At 76.6% G+C, this 1565-nt stretch carries 1 protein-coding gene; it reads right to left on the bottom strand.

Translation table 11 applies throughout. The features are described from left to right. Window positions 1–30 precede the first annotated feature (30 nt). Window positions 31–1560, bottom strand: coding sequence for a PucR family transcriptional regulator (locus ACJA3G_RS36720; RefSeq protein WP_406557349.1), 1530 nt, complete (start codon window positions 1558–1560; stop codon window positions 31–33). Window positions 1561–1565 lie beyond the last annotated feature (5 nt).

Genomic DNA, 1565 nt, shown 5'->3' with positions numbered 1-1565 from the left:
GGTTAAGGGAACGGGCGGGGTGGGGGACACTCACTCATTTGCGGGCGTCGTCGTCTTCAGCGCCAGCCACAGCTCCATCCGCACATCCGGGTCGTCCAGCGACCGCCCCAGGATCTCCTCCACCCGCCGCATCCGGTAGCGCAGCGTATGCCGGTGGACGCCGAGGTCCGCCGCCGCCGCGTCCCACTGGCCGTGCCGGGACAGCCAGGCGCGCAGGGAGGCCACCAGATCGCCGCGGCCGGTCGCGTCGTGCTCGTACAGCGCGCGCAGCATCCCGTCCGCGAACGCCCGTACCGCGTCGTCCGCCAGCAGCGGCACCAGTGACCCCGCCACCATCTCCTCGTGCTCGACCAGCGGGCGGCCCCGGCGCCGGGCCACCGACAGGGCCTGCTCGGCCTGCTTGTACGCGGACGCCGCCGCTATCGGCCCGGCGGGCGCGGACAGGCCGGTGACCAGTTCGGCGCCCTCCTCGGGGGTGAAGGAGACGCACGCGGCCACCGCGTCGCCGCCGTCGGCCGCGAGGACGACCAGGCGGTCGCCCTCGGGGACCACCAGGACGGCCTCCCCGGCGCGCGCCGCCGCCGACTCCATCGCCTCGGTGAGCGCCCCGAGGTCGGCCGACTCCCCCGCCCGCTCCGCGATGACCAGGCGGAAGGGTGCGTCGAGGAGCCCGCCGTACAGGTCGCCCGCCACCGCCCGCGCGTGGTCCTGCTGCCCGGACAGCAGCATCCGCAGCACCGCCGCGCCCAGGCGCTGCTCGGCCAGCTGAAGGGCCCGCGTCCGTTCCGTGGTGAGGGTCAGCAGCGCGACCGCCGAGTGCACGGCGTACCGCTCCGCGGTCCCCAGCGGCGCCCCCGTGCCGACCGCCAGCGCCCCGCGCACCCGGCGTCCCGTACCCAGCGACTGGAGTTCGACGCGGTCGTCCGAGCCGCCGACCACCGCGCTGGCGGGCGCGGCCCGGTCGCGCAGCCGGGCCACGTCCGCGGTGAGCCGGGCCGCCCGCCGCCCCGCCCACTCGGGCTGCACCGCCACCACCGCGCCCGAGGTGTCGTAGAGCGCGGCCCACCCGTCGACGTGCGCCGCGAGCCGGGCCAGCAGTTCGCCGGGGCCGGCCAGGGCCGCCCGGGTCAGTTCGCGCTGGGCCTCGAAGCCCGCGGTCACCGCCCGGTACTGGTCGGCCGCGATCGCCGCCGAGACCGCCTTGGAGATCGCCAGGAACGGGGTGCGGCGCGGCACCTCCAGCAGGGGGAAGTCCTCCGCCCGGGCCGCTTCGAGCAGCGCGTCCGGCACGCTCTCGTAGGTGACGCCCACCGCGAAGCCGAGGCCGACGACCCCGGCGCCCGCGAGTCTGCGCACATAGCGGCGCATGGTCTGCGGGTCCTCGGCGTCCAGCGTCATCGCGGTGATGAGGAGGAGCTCGCCGCCCTCCATGTACGGGACGGGGTCGGCGAGCTCGCTGACGTGCGCCCAGCGCACCGGTGTGTCCAGCCGGTCCTCGCCCGCGCGCACGGTGAGCTTGAGCGCCGAGTGCTGGACGAGGGAGGCGAGGGTGGGCGGCATGGGGG

Source organism: Streptomyces sp. YS-3 (assembly GCF_045257485.1).
Lineage (GTDB): Bacteria > Actinomycetota > Actinomycetes > Streptomycetales > Streptomycetaceae > Streptomyces.
Note: the sequence above shows the minus strand (reverse complement) of the source record. Positions and strands in the feature narration are given on the sequence as shown.

Excerpts from the sequence above, each read along its gene's own strand:
- ACJA3G_RS36720 (WP_406557349.1), bottom strand. The coding sequence starts at position 1,560 with ATGCCGCCCACCCTCGCCTCCCTCGTCCAGCACTCGGCGCTCAAGCTC.